General features: G+C 70.8%; 25 protein-coding genes. 10 read left to right on the forward strand and 15 right to left on the reverse strand.

Annotated elements, in window-relative coordinates:
• The first annotated feature begins 132 nt into the window (after positions 1–132).
• The 3 genes from PBV52_RS49270 to PBV52_RS49280 all read left to right on the forward strand — a co-directional run bounded on the left by PBV52_RS49270 (position 133) and on the right by PBV52_RS49280 (position 2,437).
• Positions 133–1,356: a DUF6777 domain-containing protein gene (locus tag PBV52_RS49270; protein WP_274248695.1), complete on the forward strand. Its 1,224-nt coding sequence runs from the start codon at positions 133–135 to the stop codon at positions 1,354–1,356.
• A gap of 98 nt (positions 1,357–1,454) precedes the next feature.
• Entirely contained in the window at positions 1,455–1,910 is a 456-nt protein-coding gene (locus PBV52_RS49275) for an ATP-binding protein (RefSeq protein WP_274248696.1), read from the forward strand.
• Positions 1,911–2,035: 125 nt separating this feature from the next.
• Positions 2,036–2,437, forward strand: coding sequence for a helix-turn-helix domain-containing protein (locus PBV52_RS49280; RefSeq protein ID WP_274248697.1), 402 nt, complete (start codon positions 2,036–2,038; stop codon positions 2,435–2,437).
• 15 nt (positions 2,438–2,452) lie between these two features.
• Here the strand turns inward: PBV52_RS49280 and PBV52_RS49285 are convergent, their stop codons facing one another.
• The 3 genes from PBV52_RS49285 to PBV52_RS49295 all read right to left on the reverse strand — a co-directional run bounded on the left by PBV52_RS49285 (position 2,453) and on the right by PBV52_RS49295 (position 5,011).
• Positions 2,453–3,055, reverse strand: coding sequence for a ClpP family protease (locus PBV52_RS49285; protein ID WP_274248699.1), 603 nt, complete (start codon positions 3,053–3,055; stop codon positions 2,453–2,455).
• 1 nt (position 3,056) lies between these two features.
• Positions 3,057–3,695: an ATP-dependent Clp protease proteolytic subunit gene (locus tag PBV52_RS49290; protein WP_274248701.1), complete on the reverse strand. Its 639-nt coding sequence runs from the start codon at positions 3,693–3,695 to the stop codon at positions 3,057–3,059.
• A 110-nt stretch (positions 3,696–3,805) separates the two neighbouring features.
• A complete protein-coding gene (locus PBV52_RS49295; protein WP_274248703.1) occupies positions 3,806–5,011 on the reverse strand; it encodes an epoxide hydrolase family protein in 1,206 nt (401 codons plus the stop codon).
• A gap of 124 nt (positions 5,012–5,135) precedes the next feature.
• On the opposite strand from PBV52_RS49295, the gene PBV52_RS49300 reads away from it, so the two are divergent.
• Positions 5,136–5,618 (forward strand): VOC family protein, encoded by a 483-nt coding sequence (locus PBV52_RS49300; protein ID WP_274248705.1) that lies wholly within the window; start codon positions 5,136–5,138, stop codon positions 5,616–5,618.
• Between the two features lie 7 nt (positions 5,619–5,625).
• Here PBV52_RS49300 and PBV52_RS49305 read toward each other — a convergent pair whose 3' ends face one another.
• The 5 genes from PBV52_RS49305 to PBV52_RS49325 form a co-directional block, all read right to left on the reverse strand.
• Positions 5,626–6,528, reverse strand: a complete 903-nt coding sequence (locus tag PBV52_RS49305; RefSeq protein WP_274248708.1) for an SGNH/GDSL hydrolase family protein — start codon at positions 6,526–6,528, stop codon at positions 5,626–5,628.
• 118 nt (positions 6,529–6,646) lie between these two features.
• Positions 6,647–7,525 (reverse strand): geranyl diphosphate 2-C-methyltransferase, encoded by an 879-nt coding sequence (locus PBV52_RS49310; protein WP_274248709.1) that lies wholly within the window; start codon positions 7,523–7,525, stop codon positions 6,647–6,649.
• Positions 7,526–7,575: 50 nt separating this feature from the next.
• On the reverse strand, positions 7,576–8,637 hold the full coding sequence (locus PBV52_RS49315) for a family 2 encapsulin nanocompartment cargo protein terpene cyclase (protein WP_274248711.1): 1,062 nt from the start codon (positions 8,635–8,637) through the stop codon (positions 7,576–7,578).
• A gap of 16 nt (positions 8,638–8,653) precedes the next feature.
• The gene (locus PBV52_RS49320) at positions 8,654–10,096 is read right to left on the reverse strand and encodes a family 2B encapsulin nanocompartment shell protein (RefSeq protein WP_274248714.1); all 1,443 of its coding nucleotides are present in this window, start codon (positions 10,094–10,096) and stop codon (positions 8,654–8,656) included.
• A 188-nt stretch (positions 10,097–10,284) separates the two neighbouring features.
• On the reverse strand, positions 10,285–11,292 hold the full coding sequence (locus PBV52_RS49325; RefSeq protein WP_274249992.1) for a zinc-binding alcohol dehydrogenase family protein: 1,008 nt from the start codon (positions 11,290–11,292) through the stop codon (positions 10,285–10,287).
• A gap of 209 nt (positions 11,293–11,501) precedes the next feature.
• Here PBV52_RS49325 and PBV52_RS49330 point away from each other — a divergent pair, with 209 nt between their 5' ends.
• Positions 11,502–12,305, forward strand: a complete 804-nt coding sequence (locus tag PBV52_RS49330; RefSeq protein ID WP_274248716.1) for a VOC family protein — start codon at positions 11,502–11,504, stop codon at positions 12,303–12,305.
• Positions 12,306–12,353: 48 nt separating this feature from the next.
• On the forward strand, positions 12,354–13,034 hold the full coding sequence (locus tag PBV52_RS49335; RefSeq protein WP_274248718.1) for a ribonuclease H: 681 nt from the start codon (positions 12,354–12,356) through the stop codon (positions 13,032–13,034).
• Between the two features lie 46 nt (positions 13,035–13,080).
• On the opposite strand, the gene PBV52_RS49340 is transcribed toward PBV52_RS49335, so the two are convergent.
• Both PBV52_RS49340 and PBV52_RS49345 read right to left on the reverse strand, forming a co-directional pair.
• On the reverse strand, positions 13,081–13,905 hold the full coding sequence (locus PBV52_RS49340) for a tyrosinase family protein (protein ID WP_274248720.1): 825 nt from the start codon (positions 13,903–13,905) through the stop codon (positions 13,081–13,083).
• A gap of 35 nt (positions 13,906–13,940) precedes the next feature.
• Positions 13,941–14,312 (reverse strand): tyrosinase cofactor, encoded by a 372-nt coding sequence (locus tag PBV52_RS49345; RefSeq protein ID WP_274248722.1) that lies wholly within the window; start codon positions 14,310–14,312, stop codon positions 13,941–13,943.
• A gap of 346 nt (positions 14,313–14,658) precedes the next feature.
• Here PBV52_RS49345 and PBV52_RS49350 point away from each other — a divergent pair, with 346 nt between their 5' ends.
• On the forward strand, positions 14,659–15,870 hold the full coding sequence (locus tag PBV52_RS49350; RefSeq protein ID WP_274248724.1) for an FAD-dependent monooxygenase: 1,212 nt from the start codon (positions 14,659–14,661) through the stop codon (positions 15,868–15,870).
• Between the two features lie 6 nt (positions 15,871–15,876).
• Here PBV52_RS49350 and PBV52_RS49355 read toward each other — a convergent pair whose 3' ends face one another.
• Positions 15,877–17,520 (reverse strand): cholesterol oxidase substrate-binding domain-containing protein, encoded by a 1,644-nt coding sequence (locus tag PBV52_RS49355; RefSeq protein ID WP_274249993.1) that lies wholly within the window; start codon positions 17,518–17,520, stop codon positions 15,877–15,879.
• Positions 17,521–17,705: 185 nt separating this feature from the next.
• Between PBV52_RS49355 and PBV52_RS49360 the strand changes: the two genes are divergently transcribed.
• The gene (locus PBV52_RS49360) at positions 17,706–18,689 is read left to right on the forward strand and encodes an aldo/keto reductase (RefSeq protein WP_274248726.1); all 984 of its coding nucleotides are present in this window, start codon (positions 17,706–17,708) and stop codon (positions 18,687–18,689) included.
• A 90-nt stretch (positions 18,690–18,779) separates the two neighbouring features.
• On the forward strand, positions 18,780–19,262 hold the full coding sequence (locus PBV52_RS49365; RefSeq protein WP_274248728.1) for a DUF6328 family protein: 483 nt from the start codon (positions 18,780–18,782) through the stop codon (positions 19,260–19,262).
• A gap of 53 nt (positions 19,263–19,315) precedes the next feature.
• On the opposite strand, the gene PBV52_RS49370 is transcribed toward PBV52_RS49365, so the two are convergent.
• Together PBV52_RS49370 and PBV52_RS49375 are read right to left on the reverse strand one after the other, a co-directional pair.
• Positions 19,316–20,359 carry a hypothetical protein gene (locus PBV52_RS49370; RefSeq protein WP_274248731.1) on the reverse strand — a complete coding sequence of 348 codons (1,044 nt, stop codon included), beginning with the start codon at positions 20,357–20,359 and terminating at the stop codon, positions 19,316–19,318.
• A 130-nt stretch (positions 20,360–20,489) separates the two neighbouring features.
• Positions 20,490–21,461, reverse strand: coding sequence for an LLM class F420-dependent oxidoreductase (locus PBV52_RS49375; RefSeq protein ID WP_274248732.1), 972 nt, complete (start codon positions 21,459–21,461; stop codon positions 20,490–20,492).
• A gap of 114 nt (positions 21,462–21,575) precedes the next feature.
• Here PBV52_RS49375 and PBV52_RS49380 point away from each other — a divergent pair, with 114 nt between their 5' ends.
• Complete coding sequence (locus PBV52_RS49380) at positions 21,576–23,012, forward strand: serine hydrolase (protein WP_274248734.1); 1,437 nt, start codon at positions 21,576–21,578, stop codon at positions 23,010–23,012.
• Here the strand turns inward: PBV52_RS49380 and PBV52_RS49385 are convergent, their stop codons facing one another.
• Positions 23,013–24,620: a serine/threonine-protein kinase gene (locus tag PBV52_RS49385; RefSeq protein WP_274248735.1), complete on the reverse strand. Its 1,608-nt coding sequence runs from the start codon at positions 24,618–24,620 to the stop codon at positions 23,013–23,015.
• Positions 24,621–24,776: 156 nt separating this feature from the next.
• On the reverse strand, positions 24,777–25,736 hold the full coding sequence (locus tag PBV52_RS49390; RefSeq protein WP_274248737.1) for a threonine/serine dehydratase: 960 nt from the start codon (positions 25,734–25,736) through the stop codon (positions 24,777–24,779).
• Between the last annotated feature and the right edge of the window lie 22 nt (positions 25,737–25,758).

Genomic DNA, 25,758 nt, shown 5'->3' on the forward strand with positions numbered 1-25,758 from the left:
CGCCCGCCGGGAGGTCCGTCCGCGTCGGCTTGCGGGCGGCGCGGGACCGAGGCACAGAATGGGAAAACCGCCACAAAGCGACAAGAGCTGCGAAAGACGACAACAAGGACAGTAGAAGAGGAAGAAGGCTTCGTGAGCGTCGAACCCCCGTCCTCCGGCCGCCCCACAGGACCGCCCTCGGGCCCCCTTTCGGGCCCTTCCGGCCCACCCTCGCAGCCTCCGGGCGACGGCGGTCCGGGAGGGCCCTGGCCCGAACCCCACCACCCTTGGTGGAAGTCCGTACCCCGCATCGCGGTGCTCACCGCCGTGGTGGTGGCCGCCGTGGTCCTCGCCGTCGTCCTCTCGCGAGGCGGCGGCGACACCAGCCCCGTGGCCAGCGGCGAGGTCTTCGGCCAGCCCAAGGACAAGCAGGGCCCCGACCCGTTCACCGAGTCCACGGCGGAGAAGACCTCCGCCGCGCCCGTCACCCCGTCCCCGGCCGAACCGGCGCCCACGAACTCCGTACGGCGTGTCGACGGCGGCGCACCGGGCCTGTACGGCGGCAGCCGCAACGTGGCCAGCTGCGACGTCGAGAAGCAGATCGAGTACCTCCAGGCGGACCCGGAGAAGAACAGGGCGTTCGCGTCGGTCGCCCACGTCGACGCGTCCGGCGTCCCCTCCTACCTGCGCTCGCTCACCCCGGTCCAGCTGCGTATGGACACCCGCGTCACCAACCACGGCTACCGCGACGGCGCCGCCACCAGCTACCAGGCCGTCCTCCAGGCCGGCACGGCGGTCCTCGTCGACGACCGCGGAGTGCCTCGGGTGCGCTGCGCCTGCGGCAACCCGCTGACCGATCCGGTCGCCCAGCAGGGCACGTTCAAGCGGACGGGTGAGACCTGGCCGTCGTACAGCTCCGCGAACGTCGTGGTGGTCGCGCCCTCGGTCACGATCGTCAACGTCTTCGTCATCTTCGACGTCGAGCGCGACGAGTGGATCTCCCGGCAACGCGGCGACGACGGCGGCAAGGACAAGAAGACCCGCCCGCCCGTGAGGCCCTCCCCGTCGGTGAGCGTGTCGACACCGACGTCGCCGAGCTCCCCGTCGAAGTGCGTCCCGCTGCCCGACGACGCCACGGAGATGCCCCCCGGTTCGGCCTCACCCTGCCCGCCCACGTCGACCGCCCCGTCCTCGCCCTCGACGAACCCGCAGACGTCGACGAGCGAGCCGACGACCACGAAGCCCGAAACATCCGCGTCGCCCGAGACGTCGGCTTCCACCTCCAAGCCGCCGTCGGACGGGGACACGACCGCGACGTCACAGTCGGCGTCCACCGCGAGCAGGAGTGGGAGCGTGTCGGGCTCACCCTCGCTGTGACGTACAGCGCCACCTGCATGGAGACTGCGCGGCTCCGCTCTGGGTACGAGGACTGGTGCAGCAGCGTCCGGCCAGTCCGGCTTCCGAGAGAGAAACGCATGATCGAGCACGTGGACGGGGCAGTGATTCCGACTGGTTTCGACGTGCCCGTGGAACCGCTTCGGCGGGCGGCGCACTACAGCGGTGAACCGGGATGCATCGCCGAGGCGCGGTCCTTCGCCGCGCTGTTCCTGGGCCGGCTCAGGACCGAGTGGTGCGCCACGATCGGCGAGCCCGCCGAGGACAAGGTGCTCCTGGTGGTCAGCGAGCTGGTCACCAACGCCGACCGGCACAGCAACGGCCCGTACATCCTGGACCTGGAGGGCACGGACGACGCCGTCATGGTCTCCGTGTACGACAGCAGCTCCGCCCTGCCCCGCCGCTACCCCAAGGACCCGGAGCGCGTCGGCCGCCACGGCCTGGAGATAGTGCACGCGCTCGCGGCGGAGGTCACCGTGGAAAAGGTGCCGGTCGGCAAGCGGGTGCGGGCGCTGCTGCGGCTGACCGACGAGTGACGCGGGCGGGAGACGTCGACAGGCGAACTCCGTCGGCGGGAGGGTGAGTTGGTCCTCCCGGCGATTCTCCCCAGAGCAGAACGCTGATCCCTTCCCACGAGGTTCAGGGAATCTAGTCTGAAGTGGTGAGCAACCAACCGCCGAACGAAGCCCGCGTCATTCCGCTGCGCCCGCCTGCCGTGCGCCCGGCCGCCGCTCCGTCACCGCAGGGGGAGACCAAGGAACCCCTGTGGCGCGACCTGGTCGGCGACGTCCTGCGCCGCGAGCGCCTGACTCAGGAGCGCACGCTCAAGGACGTGGCCGACGCGGCCCGGATCTCCATGCCGTATCTCTCGGAGGTGGAGCGGGGCCGCAAGGAGGCCTCCTCGGAGGTCCTCGCGGCCGCCGCCCACGCCCTGGGGCTCGGCCTCGGCGACCTGCTGTCCCGTGCGCAGGGCGAGCTCGTGCGGATCACCAGCCGCCGGGTGCCGGGCGCCGGCCGCAGCAGGGCCGGTTCGTCGTACGACGGGATGTGCCTGGCCGCGTGAGGACGCGCCGGCGCCTCAGACCCGCACGAGGCGCCGGCTCACCACCTCGTCGGCCAGCCCGTACGCCACCGCTTCCTGCGCGGTGAACACCTTGTCGCGGTCCATGTCCGCGCGCAGCGTGGCGATGTCGTGGTGCGTGTGCCGGGCCAGCACCTCCTCGACCTGCGAGCGGATCCGGACCATCTCCTTGGCCTGGAGAGCGAGATCGGACACCACGCCCCGGCTGCCGCCGCTGGCGGGCTGACCGAGCAGCACGCGCGCGTGCTCCAGCACGAACCGCCGGCCCGGGTCCCCTCCGGCCAGCAGTACGGCCGCCGTTGACGCCGCCTGGCCCACGCAGAACGTGGAGATCGGCGCCTGCACGTACGTCATCGTGTCGTAGATCGCCATGAGCGAAGTGAACGAGCCGCCGGGGGAGTTGATGTAGATGGCGACCTCGCTCTCCGGCGCCGCCGACTCCAGATGGAGCAGTTGCGCGATGACGACGTTGGCGACGCCGTCGTCGATCTCCGTGCCGAGGAAGATGATCCGCTCCGACAGCAGCCGGCTGAACACGTCGTAGGACCGCTCACCCTGCGGGGTGCGCTCGACGACGTTCGGAATCGTGTAGGTCCCCATATCACAGCCCCATCCGTCGTCGGGAGGAAGCCGGGCGGACGTCCGTGAGGGACTCCACCACCCGGTCCACCATGCCGTACTCCCTGGCCTCCTCGGCCGTGAACCAGCGGTCGCGGTCGCCGTCCCGGGAGATGGTCTCCGGACTCTGGCCGGTGTGCTCCGCGGTGATCCGCTCGATGGTCTTCTTGGTGAACTCCAGGTTCTCCGCCTGGATCTCGATGTCCGCGGTGGTGCCGCCGATGCCCGCCGACGGCTGGTGCATCATGATCCGCGCGTTCGGCAGCGCGCACCGCTTGCCCTCGGCGCCGACGCTCAGCAGGAACTGGCCCATGCTGGCCGCGAAGCCCATGGCGAGCGTCGACACGTCGTTCGGGATCAGCCGCATCGTGTCGTAGATGGCGAGGCCGGCGTGCACCGAGCCGCCGGGGCTGTTGATGTACAGGGCGATGTCGGTGCGCGGGTCCTCCGCGGACAGGATCAGCAGCTGGGCGCAGACCCGGTTCGCGGAGACCTCGTCGACCTGGGTGCCCAGCAGGACGATGCGCTGCGCCAGCAGCTGGGACGCGAGCTGGTCGTCGAAGCGGGTGGGAGGGGTGTCGCCCTCCTCCGCCCGCGGGGCGAGCGTGGTCGGTGGTGTCATCGGTTCTCCTCGTCGTGGCGGGGATGCCGTCGACTCCACTGTCGACCGCGGACGGGGCCGGAACGCGGTTTCTCTGCCCGGGGCAGATTCGCCACGGGCAGAGCGCCGGGTCAGCCCTTCTCGCGCAACTGCCGGAAGAACGCCCGTACGTCCTCCACCAGCAGGTCGGGCTCCTCCATCGCCGCGAAGTGCCCGCCCCGGTCGAGCTCCGTCCAGCGCACGATGTTCTCCGTCCGCTCCGCCTTGTGGCGCAGCGGGATCTGCGGATCGCCGGGGAAGGAGGCCACCGCGGTCGGGGCGGTCGAGGGCTCGTGCGGAGCGGCGATCCGGTCGCCCGTGGCGTGGGCGCGCTCGTAGTAGATCCGGGCGGACGAACCGGCCGTGCCCGTCAGCCAGTACAGCATCACGTTCGTGAGCATCAGGTCCCGGTCCACGGCCTCCTCGGGCAGCTGCCCGGAGTCCGTCCACTCCTGGAACTTCTCGACGATCCAGGCGAGTTGGCCGACCGGGGAGTCGGTGAGTGCGTACGACAGGGTCTGCGGCCGCGTGGACTGCACATGGAAGTAGCCCGTCCCGTCGCGGAACCAATCGGCCCACCGCCGCCACGAGGTGAGCGCGCGCTCGCGCTCCTGCGGGCTCAGCGCCTGAAGCTCCTCGGGGGTCGGCTCGGTGGCCGCCTGCGCACCGGGCAGCAGGTTGAGGTGGATGCCGATGGACCGGTCGGGGTGGACGCGGCCCAGCTCGCGGGAGATGCCGGCGCCCCAGTCGCCGCCCTGGGCGCCGAACCGCTGGTAGCCCAGGCGTGTCATCAACTCGGCCCACGCGTCGGCGATCCGGCGCGCCTCCCAGCCCGTCTCCCGGGTGGGCCCGGAGAACCCGAAGCCGGGGATGCTCGGCAGCACGACGTGGAAGGCGTCGGCGGGGTCACCGCCGTGCGCCGCGGGATCCGTCAACGGCCCCACGATGTCGAGGAACTCGACGATCGAGCCCGGCCAGCCGTGCGTGATGATCAGCGGGGTGGCATCGGGCTCGGGGGAGCGGACATGAGCGAAGTGCACATGCGCGCCGTCGATCTCGGTCGTGAACTGCGGCCACTCGTTCAGCCGCGCCTCTGCGGCCCGCCAGTCGTAATCGTGCCGCCAGTACCGCACCAGCTCGCGCAGATACTCCGACGGAACTCCGTACGCCCATCCCACCCCGGGCAGTTCATCCGGCCACCGGGTGGCGTCGAGGCGACGGTGGAGGTCGTCCAGGTCGCTCTGCGGGATGTCGATACGGAAGGGGTGGATGCCGCTGTCGGCGGGCGAAGACGTCATGAACGGGATGCTAGTGCGGAAGGGTGTAGCGGCCATCTGGATTAATCGGCCACGCGACCGATGAGTTCCGGGGCGAGGATCGGTCGACACAGATGACAGCGTTCCGCACGCCCAGGAGGTACTCATGGCAACCGACGGATTCACCACGTGTCTCTGGTTCGACGGCCAGGCCGAGGAGGCCGCCCATTTCTACGTCTCGATCTTCAAGAACTCCAGCGTCGGCAAGCTCGCCCGCTACCCCGAGGGAGCGATGCAGCCCGCCGGCAGCGTGATGACCGTCGAGTTCACGGCCAACGGCCACAAGTTCCTCGGGCTCAACGGCGGCCCCCAGTTCAAGTTCACCGAGGCGACCTCCTTCATGATCTTCTGCGAGAACCAGGAGGAGATCGACTACTACTGGGCCAAGCTCACCGAGAACGGCGGCGAACCCGGCCCGTGCGGCTGGCTCAAGGACAGGTACGGCGTGTCCTGGCAGGTCGTCCCGGACCGGCTCCAGGAGATGATCACCGACCCCGACCCGGCGAAGGCGGCCCGCGTGACCGAGGCGTTCATGGCCATGAGCAAGTTCGACATCGCCGCCCTGGACAAGGCCTACGCGGGCGAGTGAGCCCGGCCTACGGACTCTCGCGGATCGCCCGAGTGATCTCCAGGGTGATCCGCAGGATCCCGGGGGAGCGGACCGGACAGGGCTTCGGTGTCGAGGTCGTGGGCGCCAGACAGAAGTGCAGGTAGTCGTCGTCGCGGTGCAGCGCCGTCCGGTCGCGGCCCGGCTGAGTGCAGTACCCGGAGTGTTCGCGCTCGTACGCCGTGCACGGCAGGTACTGGACCCAGGAGTAACGCGCCCCGGCCGCACTCACCGCCTTGCCCGCGTCCGCGACCAGGTCGCCCGAGCCGGCGGCCTGCTCCTCGTAGAGGGCGTTGACGCGCCGGACCCGCTCGGGGGTGATCGGGTCCGGGCCCTGCGACACCCAGACGATCCGGGCGTCCCCGGCAGCGGCGATCTGGTCGGCGAGCCGCTTCATGTCGGCCGCGTACCGCGCGAAGTACTTCTCGGGGGAGGCGTCGTACGTGATCCCGTCCATGCACGGTGTGTAACCCCACGCGTTGCCCCAGAACTGCAGCACCACGAAGTCCGGCCGCAGCCGGCGCACCAGGGCCGCCGCCTTGTCCGCGACGGGGACGAGGGACCGCTTGCCCGTGCCTTCCAGGTAGTCGCACAGGGTGGTTCCCGAGTAGGGGGCGCTCGTGTACGTCGCCCGTAGGCCGCGGCGCAGCTCCTGCCCGAGTACCTTCTGCGCCTCCATCGCGAGCGAGTCGCCCAGATACAGCACGGAGGGCGCCTTCGCAGCGGGCGCCTTGGCAGAGGCGCCGGGCGAGGCGGGCGCCCGCTGGTGGGTGGTGGCCGACGCCTCCGGCACCTCGGGCGGCGCGGCGGCCTCCGGCCCGGACGCCGGGTCCCCGCACGCCCCGAGGAGCACGGCGGCCAGCAGCACCCCGACGATCCACGGCTTGCGCATACGGCAACTCCCGCCCCGGACACCGAAAACGGCTCCCCAGGCAAGCACAGCCGGGCCCACGGGGGAAGACCCGCGTCGGCCACGGAACGCCCATGGCCGACGCGGTCCTGACGGTCCTTCAGACGCGGTCCGCCGCGATCAGCAGGTACTGGAAACTGCCGTTCTTGTACGCGGTCAGGAACGTGTCCTCGATGCCCGTCACCAGGTGCTCGGCCTCGCGGCGCAGCTCCCAGTAGGGGATCGTCGCCTCGGTCAGGTCCTGTACATGGACCGGGACCAGCCGGTTGCGGGCCATGGCCCGGAAGTACGCCGAGCGTGGGTGGATGTCGCAGATGTAGTGGGCGTTGATGAGGGAGACCTCGCGGGAGGCGCGCCCGTAGGTGTCGTTGTAGCAGCCGGTGATCACCACATAGCGGCCGCCGCGGCGCAGCAGCCGGGCGTGCTCGGCGAACAGCAGGTCCAGCTCGACGTACATCGTGGACTCGTTGTTCCACGACGCCGCGAACTCTCCGGACGGCAGCCCGGTGTCGAGCATGTTGCGGCAGTGGTAGCGGACCCGGTCGTCGATGCTCCGCTTGCGGGCCTGCTCGTTCGCGAACTGGGCCTGCTTGGCGGAGAGCGTGACGCCGTCCGCCTGGCAGCCGTAGCGCAGATGCGCCACCACGCTGCCGCCGCCGCGTCCGCAGCCGGCGTCGAAGACACGATCGGTGGGCGTCAGCGGGCCCAGGTGGGTGGCGAGCAGTTCGGCCTGGGCGTGTTCCAGCCGGTGCAGTTCGGCGGTGATGCGTTCGCCGCGCAGAGCGGGATCGGGCTCGTCGAGCACGGAGCGGTCGGCGGCGCCGATGCCGTAGTGATGGTGGTACAGGTCGTCGATCTTTCCGAGTTCGAGGTTGACCGGGTTCTCCTCGGCGTTCCAGTAGTCCGCGACGCGGGTCTGGTACGTGGACTGGGACGGCACCGGTGCTGCGGCGGTGCCGGCTTCGGGGGCGATGGTCAACGGTGACTCCTTGTGCCGTTGTATCTGACGCTCTGTCATTCAGTCGCGCTCTACCAGTAGTTGGGCAGGTGGTAGCGGTGGGTGTTGGTGGCGTGCCACTCGTGGTTGCCGGCCACCCAGTCGGACAGCCCTCGCGTGTAGCGCTCCACGAGGGGTGAGGTGGCGGACAGCAGGGCCGACTCCTCCTCGTAGGCCTCCATGATCCGGTTGTGGATCTCGACGGCCTTCAGATACGCGGCCTTGAGCCCGCATCGCTCGTTCGCGGCGATGACCTGCGGCAGGTTGAGATGCGTCGGGTCGCTGGCCAGTTCCTTGGTGAAGGAGTACAGGTCGTTGACGATCGTGGTGGCGTTGGCGGCGAGCGCGGTGATGCGCTGGATCTCGGGGCGGGCGTACACCGCCTCGGGCAGCTCGTAGCCGTCGATGGCGTCGACGATCGACAGACAGGGACGGAAGTTGTTGAACTGCCGCATCACCAGGTACTCCCACACCCGGGGCGTGTACCGGGTCTCGCCCCAGGCCGCCTCGCCCAGGTAGCCGAGGTGCAGCCGGGCGAGATCGTGCACGAGCCGGTCGGTCTGGCTGGGCGTGGCGACGACGGCGTAGTCCTTCAGGGCCCAGTGGTACGACCGCAGCGGGCCGTCCCTCTGCATGCCGTGCAGCCACTCCTCCTGCAGCTCCGGTGTGCCGTGGTACGGGTCCAGCGCAGACTGGGCCATGATCAGCCGCCCGCCGAGCCCGCTCCTCGACCCGCCCTTGTCCTCGTCCTCCTCGCAGTAGCAGTTGTCGACGATGTTCTCGGCCAGCAGCAGCTTCCCGGCCACCGTCAGGCGCTCCAGGTCGGCCGCGGCCGGGTGCTGGAGCACCACCGCCCGGCCGAACTGGAACCCCGAGAAGTCCCCCGACCAGGCCTGCGGGAACAGGTCCAGGCGCCCGGCCCAGGCCTCCAGCCTGCGGTCGATCTCCTCGACCTTCTCGGGGTCCGCGGGGGCGACCGACCGGTATCTGAGGCCGGGGATCGCACCGCCGCGCCGGGTCCGCACGGTGCGCGCGAGGTTGGGCGGACCGGGCAGCGGCATCGCGGAGGCGGCGGTGGTCGGGGCCGTGCTCATCGGGTGCTCCATGCGGTCACTCGGGGATCCGGCCGATCTGGGCGTTCTCGAGGATTCCGACCGCGTCGGGCACGAGGATCGCCATTGAGTAGTAGGCGGTGACGAGGTAGCGGATGATCGAGTTGGTGCCGATGCCCATGAACCGCACGTTCAGACCGGGCTGGTGCTCCTCGGGGATCCCGGTCTGGTACAGCCCGATGGCCCCCTGGTCGCCCTCTCCGGTGCGCAGCGCGATGATGCTGCTGGTGTGCTGCGGACTGATCGGGATCTTGTTGCAGGGGAAGATCGGGACACCACGCCAGGCAGGGATCTCGTGGCCCTCGACGCTGGCCGTGCCGGGCACCAGACCGCGCCGGTTGCACTGCCGGAAGAACGCCGCGATCGCCTTCGGATGCGCGATGAACAGCTTGGTCTTGCGGCGCATCGACAGCAGCTCGTCCATGTCGTCGGGGGTCGGCGGACCGGTGAAGGTGCTGATGCGCTGCCCGTAGTCGGCGTTGTGCAGCAGTCCGAACTCCCGGTTGTTGACCAGCTCCCACTCCTGGCGTTCGCGGATCTCCTCGATGGTCAGCCTCAGTTGCTGCTCGGTCTGGTTCATCGGGTTGTTGTAGAGGTCGGCGACCCGGGTGTGGACGCGCAGCACGGTCTGGGTCAGCGACAACTCGTACTCGCGCGGAGCGAGGTCGTAGTCCACGTAGCCGCCGTTGATGGTCGGCTCGCCGATGTGGCCCGCCTGCACCGGGACGTCGGCCTCGCCCTTGCGGTTCATCGGCAGCTTCTGCCGCTCGGCGAAGGCCTCCAGGTGCGCCGCGAGGGACGGCACCCGGTCGGTGAACTCCGTGACCACCGTCCACGGGAGTACGAGCAGCACGCCGGCGGTCTCCGCCCGTACCGAGCTCAGCCACAGCGGGTCGGGCTGGCCGATGGCCTCGTCGCCGATCTGGTCGCCGTCGGTGACGACCCCGAGGATCTCCTCCTCGCCGTACTTGCCTTCCGTGAAGCGGGTGAACCGTCCGTGCACGACGAGGTAGGCCTCCGTGACGGGTTGCCCGGCCTCGACGAGCACCTGGCCGGCGCGGACCTCCCGGACCCGGAAGCGGGTGGCGACCTCCCTGAGGACGTCGGTGTCGGAGTAGCCGCGCAGGACCGGCAGTTCGGTGAGTGTCTCGGGGATGACCTTGATGTCGTCGGCGCCGTTCTGCTCGAACTGCACCCGGCCGCGGCCGACGCGCAGCTGCAGTCGCCGGTTGACCCGGTAGGTGCCGCCCTTGACGTCCACCCAGGGCAGCATCCGCAGCAGCCAGCGCGAGCTGATGGCCTGCATCTGGGGTTCGGACTTGGTGGTCGTGGCGAGCTGCCGGGCCGCCTGGGTGCTGAGGCTGGTGAGTTGACCGTCGGACTGGGGGTCGGGATCGGGTTCGTCGATGGCTGGACCGGTGGCGCTGTCCGGTGTGGACACATTCCCTCCCGGGAGGTGAGCGGGCTGGCCATGCGCGGCTACCAGCCAACAGCCGGGGAGGCTGCCGGGTCAGGGCGTGAACGGGGCGGCTTCAGGCCCTGGAGGTGCAAACCTGCCGTACGAGGCAGTGGGCACACCGTGAGTGATCCCGCTCCCCTCCCGTGCTCCCACACGCTGCGGCGGGACGCTCAGGACAGGTCGTTCACCAGCACCGCCGCCCCGTCGAACCGCCCCGCCTTGAGGTCCGCGAGCGCCTGGTCGGCCCGCGACAGCGGATAGGCGTGTGTCGTGGCCTGCACGGCGTGCTCGGCGGCGAGCGCCAGGAACTCCCGGCCGTCCTCGCGCGTGTTGGAGGTGACGCTGCGCAGCTGCTTCTCGTAGAAGAGCTCGCTGTCGTAGCGCAGCGCCGGGACGTCGCTGAGGTGGATGCCGGCGATCGCCAGCGTGCCGCCCCGGTCGAGGGCCCGCAGCGCGAACGGCACAAGGTCGCCGACCGGCGCGAACAGGATCGCGCTGTCCAACGGCTCCGGCGGCATCTCGTACGCGTCGCGCGCCGAGGCGGCACCCAGGCCGAGCGCCAGCTTCCGCGCGGCCGCGCCCCGCGTCAGCACGTGCACCGTGGCGCCCTCGGCCAGCGCCACCTGCGCGCACAGATGGGCGCTGCCCCCGAAGCCGTACAGCCCGAGCCGCCCGCCCGGCGGCAGTGCCGAGCGCCGCAGCGCGCGGTAGCCGATGATCCCGGCGCACAGCAGCGGCGCGTACGTCACGTCGTCGAGGCCGCCCGGCAGCCGGTAGGCGTACGCGGCCGGTACGGTCGTGTACGGCGCGTAACCGCCGTCGGCGTCCCAGCCCGTGTACCGCGAGGCCGGGCACAGGTTCTCGGCGCCGCGCGCACAGTAGGCGCAGGTGCCGTCGGTGCGCCGCAGCCAGGCCACCCCCACCCGCTCCCCGACGTCGAAGCCATGTGCCGCCGCCCCGCACCCGGCCACCTCGCCGACCACCTCGTGCCCCGGCGTGACCCCCGGCCGGTGCACCGGCAGATCACCCTCGACGACATGCAGATCCGTCCGGCACACCCCACTCGCGCGCACCCGCACGAGCAGCTCGTCGTCCCCCGGCACCGGCACCGGTTTCTCGACGAGCCGCAGGGCCCCTTCCTCCACCGGCCCCGGCTCGACCACCGACCACGCGCGCATCGTCCTGTCCGCCATACCGCGCCCTCTTCGTTGCCCTTTTCGTCGCCGTCGTCTTCGTCGTCTTCGTCGCCTTCTTCGTCGACCGGCCGCCGTCTGCCTCCGCCTCCCCCCAGTCTGGAACGGGAGCGGCCATTCGGCGCGCGACCGGACCTACAGGTGACTAGCGTGAGAATCCGGACAACTCGCCGATCCGGAAGAGGGCCGCAGCCATGGCCGTGCAACCCCAAGGGACCCCCTGTTGGGCCGACGCGATGTTCAGTGATGTCGAGGAAGCCAAGAGCTTCTACGGCGACGTCCTCGGCTGGACCTTCGGCGAGGCGTCGTCGGAGTTCGGCAACTACACCCAGGCCTACGCCAACGGCAAGGCCGCCGCCGCGGTGGTCCCGCCCATGCCGGGCCAGGAGGGCATGTCGCAGTGGTGCCTCTACTTCGCCTCCTCCGACGTCGCAGCGACCGCCGCCAAGGTCCGTGAGAACGGTGGCGAGATCCTGATGGAGCCGATGGAGGTCGGTGAGTTCGGCAGCATGTGCCTGGCCCGCGACCCCAGCGGCGTCGTCTTCGGCGTGTGGCAGGCCGGCACCCACGAGGGCTTCGACACGGCGACGGACGAGGCCGGCGCCTTCTGCTGGGCGGAGGTCTTCACGCGCGAGCCGGAGAAGTCCGACACCTTCTTCCCCGCCGTCTTCGGCTACGGGCAGCAGCATATGGAGGACGACGCGATCGACTTCCGCCTCTACACCCTCGGCGAGGGGGCCATGGCCCTGGGCCGGATGAAGATGACCGACGACTTCCCGCCCGAGGTCCCGCCGTACATCAACGTCTACTTCAACGTCCCCGACTGCGACGACGCCGTCGCCAAGGCCACCAAGCTCGGCGCTGTGCTGCGCTTCGGCCCGATGAGCACCCCGTTCGGCCGGTTCGCCTCGCTGAGCGACCCCCAGGGCGCGAACTTCTCGGTGATCGACACCGGTACGACCGAGGGCGAGATGCCCAAGCTCAGCGACATCTCCTGAACGAACACCGCGACCGGGCACCCGGCCCGCCCATGGCATGATCGACGCATGCGTGAACGAGTGGTGGCCGCGTGCGACGGGGCTTCGAAGGGAAACCCGGGGCCGGCGGGCTGGGCCTGGGTCGTCGCGGACGAGAAGGAGACCCCGACTCGCTGGGAGGCGGGCCCGCTCGGCAGGGCCACCAACAACGTCGCGGAACTCACCGCACTGGAACGCCTGCTCACGGCGACCGACCCCGGCGTACCGCTGGAGATCCGGATGGACTCGCAGTACGCCATGAAGGCCGTCACCACCTGGCTGCCGAACTGGAAGCGCAACGGCTGGAAGACGGCCGCCGGCAAGCCGGTCGCCAACCAGGACCTGGTCGTGCGCATCGACGAACTGCTCGACGGCCGCACCGTCGAGTTCCGCTACGTCCCCGCCCACCAGGTCGACGGCGACCCGCTCAACGACTTCGCCGACCGCGCCGCCAGTCAGGCGGCCACCGTGCAGGAGCCCGCGGGCAGCGGCCTCGGCTCACCCGAGCCGCCGCCCTCCCCGGACACTCCGTCGGCCAAGGCCCCGCGCCGCAAGGCCGCGGCGACCCGGAAGAACGGCACTTCCTCCCGCACCATCAAGGCCAAGTTCCCCGGCCGCTGCATCTGCGGCCGCAGCTACGCGGCGGGCGAGCCCATCGCCAAGAACGCCCAGGGCTGGGGCCACCCGGACTGCCGTACCGCCGAGGCCTGACGGGCGGTCCCGACGAGGGGGCCTGGCGGGCGGTGCGGACGGCGTCTCAGGCCGCGTCGAACGTGTAGTGCGCGGTGTGGTCCAGCAGGTCGGCGGGACGCACGTCGTTCCAGGGCTTCATGGTGTCGTTGAGGTCGACCACGTTCGGCGTCCCGGCGGCGGGCAGATAGCCGGAGCCGGGGTGCCGCCGCTGCCAGTCCGCCCACAGCTTGTCGATGTAGGCGTGGTGCAGCCAGAACACCGGGTCGTTGGGCGACATGCCGGTCGCCATGTGCCCGCCGACCCAGACGTGGACCCGGTTGTGCAGATTGACGCCGCGCCAGCCTTCGAGGTGGTTGCGGAAACCGTCCGACCCGCTGTTCCAGGGCGCCATGTCGTACGTCGGCATGGCGAGCACGGACTCCACCTCGGCCCTGGTCGGCAACTCCCGTACGGCGGTGCCGAGCGAGCGGCGCAGATAGGTACGGCCGTCGACGCGCACATTGATCAGCCAGTTGCCGGTCGACGCCGCGAACGGCCCGTCCATCACCTGACCGTCGCGGCTGCGCCCGGTGCCGCCGAGGAAGTCGGGCGCCCACAGCGAGGACCGTATCGAGCGGTCGGTGCTCCAGTCCCAGTACGGCAGCGTGACCGAGACGTCCACCTCCTGCAACGCGCGCTCGAACTCGAGCAGGAATCTGCGGTGCCAGGGCAGGAAGGACGGTGAACGGTGGCCGACGCGCTCCCCGTTGTCGGTGTCGCCGACGATGAAGGCGTTGTGCGTCGTGACGAACGTGTCGTAGCGACCGCTGCGCTTCAACTCCAGGAGGGCGGCGACGAACCGCCGCTTCTCGTCGGCGGTCAGCAGGGCCTGGTTCTTGCGGACAGTCATGAGGTGCGGGTGCTCCAAAGTGCGGGTGGGGCAGGTCAGTTGGCGGGGAAGGGCAGCAGCGCGGCGCCCTGCAGCTCGTCCACGGCGGCACGGGCGGCGGCGCGCGGGGTGGGCACCGGGTCGTAGTGGCTGACGACGCTGATCCAGCTGCCGTCGGCGTTGCGCATCACATGCAGCTCCACTCCGTCGACGAACACGGCGTATCCGGCGCCGTGATGCTGGTGGCCGCCGCCCGCGGACGGCCGGCCCTGTATTCGGCGGCCCTTGTAGACCTCGTCGAAGGACGTCGGGGCGTGGTGGTCGTGCCCGGCTGCGGACGCGCCGGGGGCGGTGAGCGTCTGGACGCCGGCCGCGGTGGCGAGGGCGGCCGCGGCGGTGAGCGCACGACGACGGCTGAGTTCCGGCATGCGGACCTCCTGAGTTCGTTCGGTTGACGACTCCGCATGCCTATCGGGCCGGACTAGAGCGGGAGAAATCGGTCGGGAGTGGTTGGCTCCGATCCGGACAAGTCTGCACATGTCGTGCAGAGTTGAACGAAGATGATCTTCCTGTGGGTGGTGCCCCGGGGGGGCGGAAGGGGGAATTCCTTCTCCTGGGAATCACATTTCGGGTGATCCTTCGCGGGCGGGCCTGCTGCCAGTGGTCTGGCTCACCGGTCGAAACTGGCGCGATCCGAAATGTCGCGGCCGAGCTGCTCCGCCTTGCTACCCTGCGAAGTGATATGACCGTTTTAAACCATTACTAGGGGTATGTGTGAAGGTTGCCTGCGTCGGAGCCGGCCCTGCGGGCCTGTATCTCTCGATCCTGCTGAAGCTGCGGGACCCGTCCCACGACATCACCGTCCACGAGCGCAACCCGGAGGGTGCCACCTACGGCGGGGGCGTCACCTACTGGCACGGACTGCTCGACAAACTGCACGAGCACCACCCCGCGTCCGCTCGCGCCATCGAGGAGAGCTCGATCCGCTGGAACGAGGGCGTCGCCCACGTCCGGGGCCGGACGACCCGCCGCCCCGGCGACACGGGGCACGGCATCGGCCGCCACCGGCTGCTGGAGATCCTCGCCGGACACGCCCGCTCGCTCGGTGTACGGCTGGAGTTCGAGCACGAGATCATGCCGGAGAAGCTGCCCGCCGCTGACCTGGTCGTGGCGAGCGACGGTGTCCACAGCACCCTGCGCACCCAGTACGCCGACCACTTCGGTACACGGGCCAGACGCGGCCGCAACCGCTACATGTGGCTCGGCACCAGCAAGGTCTTCGAAGCCTTCACCTTCGCCTTCGTCGAGACCGGCCACGGCTGGATCTGGTGCTACGGCTACGGCTTCAGCCCCGAAGGCAGCACCTGTGTCATCGAATGCGCCCCCGACACCTGGACCGGCCTCGGCCTCGACACCGCGAACGAGGCCGACGCGGTGGCCCGGCTGGAGAGGGTCTTCGCCGGCGTCCTCGACGGCCACCCCCTGGTCGGCGGCTCCGGCGCCGACGGCGGCACCCCGTGGCGGACCTTCCGCACCCTCACCAACCGCACCTGGCACCGCGACAATCTCGTCCTCATCGGCGACGCCGCCCACACCACCCACTACTCCGTCGGCGCCGGCACCACCCTCGCCCTGGAGGACGCCATCGCGCTCGCCGACGCGCTGCACGCGCACACCGCCCTCCCGCAGGCCTTCGCCCGCTACGAACAGGAGCGCAAGCAAGCCCTGTTGGCCGTCCAGAGCGCGGCCCGCTACAGCGCCGAGTGGTACGAGAACCTGCCCCGCTACATCCGCCTGCCCCCGCAGCAGATGTTCGCCCTGCTCGGCCAGCGCCACTCGCCCCTGCTGCCGTACGTGCCGCCCCAGCTGTACTACCGGATCGACAGGGTGGCCGGGCAGGTGGAGGCGTTGCGCCGCCTCAAGCGCCGGCTCGGGCCGAAGGTCGCGCGCACCGTGCAGGCCAGGGCGCTGGCCTCCCGCAAGTAGCCGCACTCACCGGAACAACCGGTCGAGGAAAGCGTTGCCGAACACACCGTGCGGGTCGAGCCGGTCCAGCACCCCGGCCGCCCGCCCCCACACGTCCTCCCCGAAGGAGCCGGGCACGACCGCGCCCAGCACCTCGCCGTCGCTCCAGGCGCCGTCCCTCGTGTAGGCCCAGCCCTTCGACCACTCGACGCGGGTCATGGCGTACTCGCCGTCGAAGGTGCGCAGCAGGAACCGCTCGATCTGGCTCAGGAAGGCCTCCGCGTACGGCGTTCCAGGCAAGGACAGGATGTTCAGCCACACGACCGTGTCCCACTCGGGACGGTCGTCGCGCGGCCCGAGCGCCGACAACAGCGGGGTGCGCGCCCCGTCCACGCCGACGTCCGCCGCCTCGTCGAGTCCGGTGACCCGGATCTCCACCGAGCCGTTGACCGGGAAGCGGCCCCGGTCGGCGTACGCCGTGAGCCGTTCCCGGTAGAAGGCGGTGAACTCGGCGACGACGCGCTGCACTCGGTCCCGGCTGGTGAGCACCGCGTACCCGTTCGTGGCTATCCTCAGCGTCGTCGGCCGCAGGTACAGCAGCGTGTTCTTGGACGGCCCCCAGATGTCCGCCGACAGCGTCGCCACCAGCCCGAGCGCGGCCACGTCGTACTGTGCGTTGCCGAGCACCGGCGCCAGATACCAGGCCCCCTCCGACGCCATGCGCCCGACCAGGTCCGCCACCGGGGTCGGGACGCTGTCGGAGAACGGGTAGTTGTACGGCGTCGTCACGTGCCGCGAGGTCAGCGGCCGGGTGGGGGAGACGCTCCACACCTTCAGCCACGGGAACTCGGTGAAGGCGAACCAGATGGCCTCGACGCGCCCGGCCCGGTCCAGGAAGCTCGCCAGGGTGCGTCCGTCGGTGCCGGGCGCGGCGAAGAGTTCGCCGGCCGAAATGTCCGTACGGCTGACGCACCGCAGGTTGGTGTTCGCGCCCGCGCGCAGCACGACCTCGGTGACCAGGGAGCGACCGAGATGGGTGAGCAGCGCGGCGCAGTCCGCCTCGTCGCGGTCGTACGTCCGCAGCACGTAGGCGCCGCTGTCCTCGTCCCAGACGACGGCCGTCAGCGACAGCACGAGATTGCTCAGCGAGCCGTACGTGTGCCCGGTCGACCGCTGTTCGCCCCGCGCCGGTACGGCGGTGCCGTGCGCGCCGATGGCGAGGGCGCCGCCCAGGGTCAGGTTGCCGGGAGCGGGCGCGGCGGTGACGCCGAGGCCGTGCTCCTCCAGGTAGGTGAGCAGGGCCTCCAGGGTGACGCCGGTGCCGGCGCGTACCGAGGTCGGCGACTCCAGCGACAGGCCGGTGAGATGAGAGGCGGTGTCCACGAGAAGGACCGGCGCGTCCGACTCCGTGTCCTGCGTGATCGTCAGCGGTGACCAGCCATGCGAGGAACCCCGGGCGCGGACTCTCCAGCCGTGCCGCCAGGCCCAGTTGACGACGGTGACCACCTGGTCGGGGTCGGCCGGTGCGCAGGCCCACAGTCCGTCGGCGGTGATCTCGCCGACCCAGTTGCGGTACGCGGAGCGGTACAGCGCCACATCCGCCGGGAAATCCGGCAACTCCTGTGCCGCGACGGCCGGATCCGCCGGGAGGAGAGTCGGTGCGGCGGCCATGGCGGCGGCGGTGCGCAGGAAGCCCCTGCGGCTGAAGTCGTCGGTCACGGGTTCACGCTAGGGACGGGCTTGACAGTCACTACCGGCCTGTCGAATCGATTCACTCGTGTGAGTGAAAGATTCACAGGTAGCCACGCGGAGGGGCCCGTTCCGCGCACGTGCATGACGAATGACACACTGACGCCATGGACGAGCATGTAATCGGTAGGTCGGGTCAGCGGGCATCCGTCGTCGGTCTCGGTACGTGGCAGCTGGGCGCCGACTGGGGAGACGTCGACGACAAGGAAGCCCTGGCGGTGCTGGAGGCGGCGGTCGAGTCGGGGGTGACCTTCTTCGACACGGCCGACGTGTACGGCGACGGGCGCAGCGAGCAGACCATCGCCGCGTTCCTGCGCGGCAGGCCCGGGCCGGACATCTTCGTGGCGACCAAGATGGGCCGCCGCGTCGACCAGATCCCCGAGAACTACGTTCTCGACAACTTCCGCGCCTGGAACGACCGTTCGCGGCGCAACCTCGGCGTGGACCGCCTCGACCTGGTCCAGCTGCACTGCCCGCCGACGCCGGTCTACTCGACGGACGAGGTGTTCGACGCGCTGGACACCCTGGTCGCGGAGGACCGCATCGCCCACTACGGCGTCAGCGTGGAGACCTGCGAGGAGGCGCTGACCGCGATCGCCCGCCCCGGCGTCGCGAGCGTGCAGATCATCCTCAACCCGTTCCGCATGAAGCCCCTGCGCGAGGTGCTGCCCGCCGCCGAGCAGGCGGGCGTCGGCATCATCGCCCGCGTCCCGCTGGCCTCCGGCCTGTTGTCGGGCAAGTACACCAAGGACACCGTCTTCCCCGCGAACGACCACCGCACCTACAACCGGCACGGCGAATCCTTCGACCAGGGCGAGACCTTCTCCGGCGTCGACTACGAGTCGGGTGTGGAGGCGGCCGTGGAGTTCGCCGCCCTCGCCCCCGAGGGCTTCACGCCGGCCCAGCTGGCGCTGCGCTGGATCATCCAGCAGCCGGGCGTGACCACGGTGATCCCGGGTGCCCGTTCGCCCGAGCAGGCCCGCGCCAACGCGGCCGCCGCCGCGCTGCCGGAGCTGTCCGGCGCGACGCTCGCCGCGATCGAGGACCTCTACGACCGGCGCATCAAGGACCAGGTCGAAAACCGCTGGTAGACCCGTACGGCTCCGGGGCGGCCACCCCGGAGCCCCGGAGCCCCGGAGCCCGCTCGTTTGAGTGTTCAGCGCCGGGGTTACCCGGCCCGCATGACCGAGAAGGAGAGACGGAAGGGACGCGACGAGACCGAGGACGAGCGGGCCGACCGTATGTGGGGCGAGCTCATCCAGGAGGTCCGGGTGGCCCAGATGGGCGTCCAGATCCTGTTCGGCTTCCTGCTCACCGTCGTCTTCACGCCGAAGTACGACACCCTCGACGACACGGACCAGGCCATCTACATCGTGACGGTGGTGCTGGGCGCCGCCGCCACCGGCGCCCTGATCGGCCCCGTCTCCCTGCACCGCGTGGTGTCAGGGCGGCGCATCAAACCGAAGGCGGTGGAGTGGGCGTCCCGGCTGACCTTCGTCGGCCTGATCCTGCTCCTCGCCACGACGGCGTGCTCGCTCCTGCTGATCCTTCGCGTCGCCACCCATGACGGCTATGTGCCCTGGCTGGTGTCGGGCGTGGTCCTCTGGTACCTGATGTGCTGGTTCGTGCTCCCGCTGTGGACACGCCACCGCTACACAGAGTGAGCGGTGGCGTTTCGACGGTGTGAGCGCGGCTGCCTTCGGCGGTACGAGGACGGCTACTGCTGCCGCGCCGTGCCTCCCTGCGCCCCGCGCAGCGCCGCGATGCACGTGGAGATGGCCTGCTGGAGCTCCTCCAACTGCTGGACCATGTCGTCCTCGACGAACTCCTGGACATCGTCGAAGGTCAGCTCCTCGAAGACCTTCGTCGCCTTCTGCAGGCTGCTGTAGAACTTCGTCCGCCGCTCCTGCACACGCAGCTCGGGGTCGGCCTCCACGGCCTCGGCGACGAGCGACTTCATCGTGCCGTAGGCCTCGGTGGCCCACTCGCCGGTGTCCTCGTCGTCCTCCAGCTCGTCGATCAGCGAGAGGTGCCGCTCGGCCTCCTGGCGGAGGTCGACGGGCGCGTCGACGGTCTGCCCGGCAGGTGTCTTGATCTGGCCGGACTCGGCGATCTGGCGGACGTAGTCGATCCGGTCGACCGCCCGGCTCTCACTGGCGACGGCCTTCTTCAGGTCGTCGGTGCGTACGACGTCCCGCGCCAACTCGGCCTGAAGGTCGGGGTCCTCGAGGACCCGGTCCAGGAGCGCCTGGCGGGCCGCACGGGCGGTCGAGGGATCGGCGAGGATCGCGGCGCGCAGCGCGGTCGGGTTCTCGGCGACCTCCAGGGCCTTCGTCGGGCGGATGCCCTCGGCCTCGGCGGCCTCGGCGATGGCGGTGCCGCGCTCGGAGGTGGCGCTGTTGCGGGAGACGTAGTAGCTCAGCCACACGTCGGCGTCCGGCAGCTCCACCTCCTGGCCCGGCGCGAGCGCCTCGAACTGCGGGACGAGGCCGTCGTCGGCGGCCCGGTCCCAGGCCTTGTAGTAGCGCATGACGCGCTCGGCGGAGCAGCCGGCGAGCTCGGCGAACTCCTTCGCGGACACCTTCGGCGTCTCGCCCGCGCTCTGCCCGCCGGGCCGCACGCTGCGCGCCACCATCAGGCCGAATGCCCACCCTCCGGTCCGCGCGTAGACCCCGAACTCGCGCGCGTCCCGCGCGACGAGATCGGACAACGGGGCCTGGGGCGACGGGGACGTCTCGGGCGGGACGAACGCCAGTGTCACGGGTGACTCTCCTGTAGGGACTGCGTGCCTGTAGGTCTGCTTGGACGGCAGAAGTGCAGACCAGCAGCCTATGGCACCCGCGGACCTCGCTCGCGCAGTCCCGGCGTCACCCGGCGCGGTACGCGTGCGGTCAGCCGAGAGCGTCCCGCAGCGCGGGCAGCAGCGTCTTCTCCGCCCAGTCGAGATACGACAGCTGCGTCTCGCCCCCGATCTGGACCAGGGCGATCTCGGTGATGCCCGCCTCGGCATACGGGCGGACGGCCTCGACGAAGGCGTCCGGGTCGTCGCCGCACGGGATCGAGTCGGCGACGTCGTCCGGGGTGACGAACTGGGTCGCCGCGTCGAAGGAGTCCGGGTGCGGCAGCTCCGAGTTGACCTTCCAGCCGCCGCCGAACCAGCGGAACTGGGAGTGGGCGCGTTTGATCGCGGTGTCCCGGTCGGGGTCGTAGCACACCGGCAGTTGCCCCACGCGCGGCTTGCCCGCGCCGCCGTGCCGGTCGAACGCTGCCAGCAGGTCCGCCTTGGGCTCCGTGGCGATCACCAGGTCGCCGAGCCTGCCCGCGAGCTCGCAGGACTGATCCCCGGAGACGGCGACGCCGATGGGGGGCGGCTGGTCCGGCAGGTCCCACAGGCGGGCCGACTCGACGTCGAAGTGCGTGCCGCGACGGTTGACATGGCCGCCCTTGAAGAGCGCCCGGATGATCTCCACGGCCTCCTCGAACATCTCGTGCCGTACGTCGACAGACGGCCAACCGCCGCTCACGACATGCTCGTTGAGGTTCTCGCCCGAGTCGAGTCCCAGCCGGAACCGGCCCTCGGACAGCAGCTGCATCGTGGCCGCCTTCTGCGCCACCACCGCCGGGTGGTAGCGGAACGTCGGACACGTCACGTAGGTCATCAGCGGAATGCGCGACGTGGCCTGGGCGGCCGCGCCCAGCACACTCCAGGCGTACGGCGAGTGACCCTGTGAACGCAGCCACGGAAAGTAGTGGTCCGAGGTCACGGAGAAGTCGAAGCCCACCTCCTCGGCGCGGACCAGGTGGTCCACCAGCTCACGGGGGCCGGCCTGCTCGGTCATCATCGTGTATCCGATCTGCACCATGGGGGCCGAGTCCCCGGACACGGGTGTGGAAAACGGGACGGACGGGGCAGGGTGCACGGTCCGGGGTGCAGAAACGTCTAGGTCATCGCTCGGTCATCGGGAGAGGATGCCCCCATGTCTGCCCGCCCCTTGCCCTCGAGCTCCCCCGCCGCCCAGGGCGTCGACGCCTCCGGCGTCCTCGCCTTCCTCGACGCCCTCGACAACGCCCCCGACATCGAGCCGCACAGCCTGATGATCCTGCGGCACGGCCACCTCGTCGCCTCCGGCTGGTGGGCGCCGTACACCCCCGAACGCCCGCATCTTCTCTACTCGATCAGCAAGAGCTTCACCGCGACCGCCGCCGGGATCGCCGCCGGCGAGGGCCTGATACGGCTCGACGACCCGGTGATCTCGTACTTCCCCGAGCTCGAGGCCGACATCACCGATCCGCGCAGCCGGGCGATGCTCGTGCGGCATGTGGCGTCCATGGCCAGCGGCCACGAGACCGACACGGTCTTCGCGGCGCGCGAACTCGACCGCGAGGACCTCGTCCGCGGGTTCCTCCTGGTACCCCCGCCCCGCGACCCGGGGACCGTCTTCGCGTACAACCAGCCCGCCACCTTCACGCTCGCCGCCCTCGTCCAGCGCGCGAGCGGCCAGTCGCTGACCGGGTACCTCCGGCCCCGCCTGCTCGATCCGCTCGGCATCGGCGAGGTCGCGTGGCTGTGTGACCGCAGCGGCCGGGAGCTCGGCTTCAGCGGGCTGCACGCCACCACCGACGCGATCGCCCGGCTCGGCCAGCTGTATCTGCGCGGCGGGGTGTGGGAGGGCGAGCGGCTGATGCCCGAATGGTGGGTGGCGGAGGCGACGCGCCCACAGATCTCGACCGCCGGTGACGGGCTCGGGAACGACTGGCAACGCGGCTACGGCTTCAAGTTCTGGATGTCCCGGCACGGTTATCGCGGTGACGGCGCGTTCGGTCAGTTCTGTGTGGTGCTGCCCGAGCACGACGCCGTGATCGCGACGACCGCGGACACCTGGCACATGCCTGGCCTGCTGGACCTGGTCTGGGAGCATCTGCTGCCCGCGATGCGGCCCGCGCCCCTGACCGGCGGCGGGGAGGCGGACGCGGCCCTGGCGGAGCGGCTGGCGGGCCTCGCGCTGCCGCCCGCCGCCGGCAAGCCCGCACCGCCCGAGCGGGCGGAGGCATGGTCCGGCGCCGCGTTCACGCCGGACGACGGTGTCCGCGTGCACCTGCCCAAGCTGACCGCGATCGACCTCACGCCCGGCGCGGACGGCTGGACCCTGACGCTCACCGAGGACGGTCACCCGCTTCGGCTGCGGCTCGGGGACGCCGACTGGACCGTCGCCGAGGAGCCGGTGCCCACCGCGGTCAGTGGCGGCTGGACCGACGCGGACACCCTCGTCGTGGACGTCGCCTTCCTGGAGACCCCGCACCACCTGGACGTGACGTGCTCGCTCAAGGACCGGACGTTCACGGCGCGTTGGCGCACCGAACCGCTGCACCAGCGGCCCCTGCGCGCGATGGGCGCACCTCGCGCGTCGGCCTGATCAGTCCTCGGGCACCCGGAAGGTCCGCAGGAAGACGTCCAGGGCCTCCTGGTTGGCCGGGTCGTCCCAGTCGGCCTCCGGGGTCGTCCAGCGCAGTGAGTAGCCCCGGTGATCATCGATGAGGAAGCCGCGGCCGAAGGTGCGGACACGGACGCCGTCCTTGTCCGAGAGCCACTCCATGTCGGCGGCCTCGTATCCCTGGTACGTGGTCGCCTCGATCTCGCCGATCCGCTGGAACCCGCTCCACTCCTGCAGACCGGGCTCCACGTCGTCGCGCCAGACGGCGACCGGGTCCGGGCCCAGGCGTTCGCTGTAGGTGATGGCCAGCTTGCGCGCATCGCCGTCGGCGCTGAAGAAGACGCGGTACGCCAGGTCCGAGGCGCGCTTGGTGCGCAGCGGCTGCCAGCCCTCGGGCAGGGCGACGGAGAAGCCGTCCGGTGACTTGTACGTCGCATAGCCGGGCGGCAGGGCCGTGCGCGACGGGGACACGGTGGGCGTCTGCGCCTGTGTCGCTTCCCGCGTGGGGGACGAACTGGGCGCCGAGCTGGGCGTGGCAGTGGGGGACGGACGGGTGGGTGCCTCGGTGGAGGCGGACGGACCGGGCGCCGTACCCGCCGCCGACGAGTCCGAGTCGTCCGGCCGGCCGTTGGTCACCACCAGGACGGCGGCGGCGACGGTGACCACGGCGAGGGCGGTGCCGGCGACCATGGCGCGTCTGCCCCAGCCCGGTCCCACGGCGTACAGACCGCGCAGCCGGGGGCCTGACTGCGCCTGCAGGGGAGCCTCGGGGTCCTCGTTGAGCACGCGGACGAACGCGTCGCGGACCACCGGTCGGCTCAGCCGCTCCCGGGAGTCCTTGCGCAGCAGCCCCTGCACGGCCTGGGTGAGCGGCCCGGCACGCACCGGCGCGCGCAGCGGAAGCCGGTCCACGCCCTTCAACGTGGCCTCGGGCCGGTCCCGTTCGCGATACGGCGGGCGGCCCTCGACCATCGTGTAGAGGATCGCGCCGAGCGCCCACAGATCCGACGCCGGCCCGATGCGCTCGTCACGGGCCTGTTCCGGGGAGGCGTACGACGGCGCGGCGACCCGGGGTGCGAGGGTCGCGCCGGCCAGGCCGAAGCCGGTGACCACGACGGAGCCCTCGTCGCTCACGAAGACCTGGCCCGGGCTCAGCTCGCCGTGGGTGATGCCCGCGACGTGCGCGGCCTCCAGCACGTCCAGCAGCTCGAGGCCGATGCGCGCGGCCCGCACATAGTTGAACGTGCCCTGCTGGGTGAGGAGTTCGCCCAGGGGCGTGCCGTCGATCCACTCGGTGACGGTCCACAGGCTGCCGGCCTCCTCGACGGCCTCCAGGACGCTCGCTACCCGGCCCGGGCGCAGCAGCCCCATCCGCTCGGACGCCCGCAGGATCCGCGAGGTGGCCCGGCGCCCGTCCTCGGGGCACGGGTCGTCGGGGAGCCCGATCTGGGTGAGGAGGCATGGACGTCCGGTCTCCATCTCCTCGCCGTAGTAACTGACGCGGTTCGTCTCGCGATGGACGACATCGACGAGCCGGTACCTTCCCGCGACCAACTCGGCTGTGGAGACACGCGCCTTGACCATGGTCATCCCTCGCTGAACCCCTGGCTCTCATTTCTCACAGGAAGTACGAGAGGTGCGACGGGATGCGTTCAACGAAAGCCTCAACTAAAGGGCGTCTCTTTTCATTTGTTTCTTACGCGCGAGTAAGTATTCGGAAAACCGAGGGAATTGAGCCAGCGGGCTTCAGTGAAGACCGAAATCCGCCGCCCAGCGCAGCACGTCACCGGTCGTCGCGTTGCCCCCGCACACCACCAGCCCCAGCCGGGCGCCGTCCCCGACCCGCTCCACCACGCGCCGGGCCGCGGGCAGCAGACAGCCGGTGGCCGGCTCCGCCCACACCTTGGCGTGCTCGGCGAGGTCGAGCACGCCCCGCACCGCCTCCCGGTCCGGCACCACGAGCACCTCGTCGACCAGCGCGGACACATGGTCGTACGTCAGTTGCGACACGGCCGGCGCGCTCAGCGTCGACACGATCGACGACAGCGCCACCGGCACCGGCCCGCCCGCCGCCAGCGCCTCGGACATGGCCTCGGCGCCCTCGGTCTCCACACCCCAGATCCGCACGTGGGGACGGCGGGCCCGCAGTGCCACCGCGACGCCGGCGACGAGCCCGCCGCCCCCGACGCTGACGAGCACGTCCGTGAGGTCCCCGGCGTCCTCGGCGAGTTCCAGCCCGACCGTGCCCTGGCCGGCGATCACCAAGGGGTCGTCGAAGGGGTGGACGAGCGTCAGCCCCTCGTCGCGCAGCCGGGTGACGAGCGAGAACGCGCCGTCCATGTCGTCCGTCAGCCGCACCGACGCCCCGGCGTCCTCGACGATCCGGATGGAGCGGGCCGGCGCCGTACGCGGCATCACCACGGTGGCCTTCACGTCGTGGGCGGCCGCCGTCAGCGCCAGGGCGATCCCGTGGTTGCCCCCGCTGACCGCCACGACGCCGGCGGCGCGCTGGGCGTCGGTCAGCGACAGCAGCTTCGCCGTCGCCCCGCGGGCCTTGAACGAGCCGGTGCGCTGGAGGAGTTCGAGTTTGGCCGTGACCGGAACGCCGAGCAGGGCCGACAGGCCCGGGCTGGGTACGGTCGGGGTGGGTACGACGTGTCCGGCGATGAGGTCGGCCGCGGCTTCGACGTCCGAGATCCCGATCAAGGCAGTCACCTTTCCGGCGTGG

The sequence above is a fragment of the Streptomyces sp. T12 genome, assembly GCF_028736035.1.
Lineage (GTDB): Bacteria > Actinomycetota > Actinomycetes > Streptomycetales > Streptomycetaceae > Streptomyces.

Coding starts and splice junctions, on each gene's coding strand:
- PBV52_RS49365 (WP_274248728.1), top strand. CDS start 18,780: ATGACCGAGAAGGAGAGACGGAAGGGACGCGACGAGACCGAGGACGAG.
- PBV52_RS49300 (WP_274248705.1), top strand. CDS start 5,136: ATGGCAACCGACGGATTCACCACGTGTCTCTGGTTCGACGGCCAGGCC.
- PBV52_RS49385 (WP_274248735.1), bottom strand. CDS start 24,620: ATGACCATGGTCAAGGCGCGTGTCTCCACAGCCGAGTTGGTCGCGGGA.
- PBV52_RS49315 (WP_274248711.1), bottom strand. CDS start 8,637: ATGAGCACGGCCCCGACCACCGCCGCCTCCGCGATGCCGCTGCCCGGT.
- PBV52_RS49295 (WP_274248703.1), bottom strand. CDS start 5,011: ATGACGTCTTCGCCCGCCGACAGCGGCATCCACCCCTTCCGTATCGAC.
- PBV52_RS49325 (WP_274249992.1), bottom strand. CDS start 11,292: ATGCGCGCGTGGTCGGTGGTCGAGCCGGGGCCGGTGGAGGAAGGGGCC.
- PBV52_RS49290 (WP_274248701.1), bottom strand. CDS start 3,695: ATGACACCACCGACCACGCTCGCCCCGCGGGCGGAGGAGGGCGACACC.
- PBV52_RS49340 (WP_274248720.1), bottom strand. CDS start 13,905: ATGACTGTCCGCAAGAACCAGGCCCTGCTGACCGCCGACGAGAAGCGG.
- PBV52_RS49355 (WP_274249993.1), bottom strand. CDS start 17,520: ATGGCCGCCGCACCGACTCTCCTCCCGGCGGATCCGGCCGTCGCGGCA.
- PBV52_RS49305 (WP_274248708.1), bottom strand. CDS start 6,528: ATGCGCAAGCCGTGGATCGTCGGGGTGCTGCTGGCCGCCGTGCTCCTC.
- PBV52_RS49380 (WP_274248734.1), top strand. CDS start 21,576: ATGTCTGCCCGCCCCTTGCCCTCGAGCTCCCCCGCCGCCCAGGGCGTC.
- PBV52_RS49275 (WP_274248696.1), top strand. CDS start 1,455: ATGATCGAGCACGTGGACGGGGCAGTGATTCCGACTGGTTTCGACGTG.
- PBV52_RS49335 (WP_274248718.1), top strand. CDS start 12,354: ATGCGTGAACGAGTGGTGGCCGCGTGCGACGGGGCTTCGAAGGGAAAC.
- PBV52_RS49345 (WP_274248722.1), bottom strand. CDS start 14,312: ATGCCGGAACTCAGCCGTCGTCGTGCGCTCACCGCCGCGGCCGCCCTC.
- PBV52_RS49360 (WP_274248726.1), top strand. CDS start 17,706: ATGGACGAGCATGTAATCGGTAGGTCGGGTCAGCGGGCATCCGTCGTC.
- PBV52_RS49330 (WP_274248716.1), top strand. CDS start 11,502: ATGGCCGTGCAACCCCAAGGGACCCCCTGTTGGGCCGACGCGATGTTC.
- PBV52_RS49375 (WP_274248732.1), bottom strand. CDS start 21,461: ATGGTGCAGATCGGATACACGATGATGACCGAGCAGGCCGGCCCCCGT.
- PBV52_RS49285 (WP_274248699.1), bottom strand. CDS start 3,055: ATGGGGACCTACACGATTCCGAACGTCGTCGAGCGCACCCCGCAGGGT.